This window comes from Actinomadura sp. HBU206391 (assembly GCF_014323665.1).
In the GTDB taxonomy this organism is placed as follows: Bacteria; Actinomycetota; Actinomycetes; order Streptosporangiales; family Streptosporangiaceae; genus Actinomadura_C.
This window is the reverse complement of the sequence record NZ_JABVEB010000567.1, coordinates 1-983: the sequence shown is the minus strand read 5'-3', so window position 1 is coordinate 983 and position 983 is coordinate 1. Positions and strand designations below refer to the sequence as shown.

The following is a 983-nucleotide window of genomic DNA, read 5'->3' as shown; positions in this document are numbered from 1 at the left end:
AACCGTCCCCTCACCCCGGTCGAACCAGGGCGCGGCGCGACCCCACGCCCCCGCTGAGGGCTCGGCACCGTTCACTTCCCGGGCCCCTTCGCCGATGGGCTGTTGATCTCGTCCCAGTGCCTGCCGTAGGTGTCGGCGTAGGGCTCTCCTGTGTGGGAAAGGGCCCGGCCGGAGCGGAAGGCCTCGAGCAGGGCTTCGGTCCCGGCCTGCGCCCCGTCCCCTCCCTGGCGGACGGCCTCCTCGAACGCTTCGAAATAGGTCTTCTCGAGCGGGTGCTCGCGTATCTGTTCACCTTGCTGCCGCAGTTCGCGGATCACCTCCATCTCCCGGGCGGTCGCCCCTGCCTCCTCTTCGACCATGGCGTCCACCCATTCCTTACGCCCCATGCGGTCGGCCAACCCGTTCACCGACTTGCCGGTGTGCCACCCCTCGACGTGGAAGGACTCATGGGCCAGGCCCGCCGCATGCCATCCCTCGGTGTCGCCTGGTCGTACGCCGACGTGGATCTCCCTAGGTGGTCGGAAGAACGTTCCGCCACCCTGGTGGTAGACGACCGTCACCCCGTACATCCAGATGATCCGGCTGGCCTTCGCGCCTAGTTCCGACTTCCGCAGGACCGCACGGACGTCGGCGTCCAGGACGACGCTGTCCGCCTCGTCGGCCGCCTGGCGGGCCTTGGCGGCGGCCTCCTTGTTCTCCGCGGTCGGATTCTCGGCGGCGGCCTTCTCCACCGCGCGGGCCTCGTCGTCCGCCGTGTCGGCGGCCGCCCGCGCCATATCCACATCTCCCCTGCGCGCCGCGTCGGCGGCCTGGTCGGCGGCCGTCTCGGCGGCCCGCTGGGCATTGACCGGAAGGCGCGGGACGCGCAGGCTCTTCAGCAGTTTGGTTCCTCTGCCGAACCAGCCGACGCCGCCGACCATGCCGAGGATGGCGGGGACCGCACGACCGGCGGCGGTGCCTTCGTGTCCGTTGTTCCAGTCCTC

At 70.4% G+C, this 983-nt stretch carries 1 protein-coding gene; it reads right to left on the bottom strand.

Annotated features, from left to right (window positions below; genetic code table 11):
* Positions 1-71: 71 nt before the first annotated feature.
* Positions 72-983: hypothetical protein (locus tag HKK72_RS39455; protein ID WP_222721707.1), on the bottom strand; the 912-nt coding region annotated here is incomplete at its 5' end.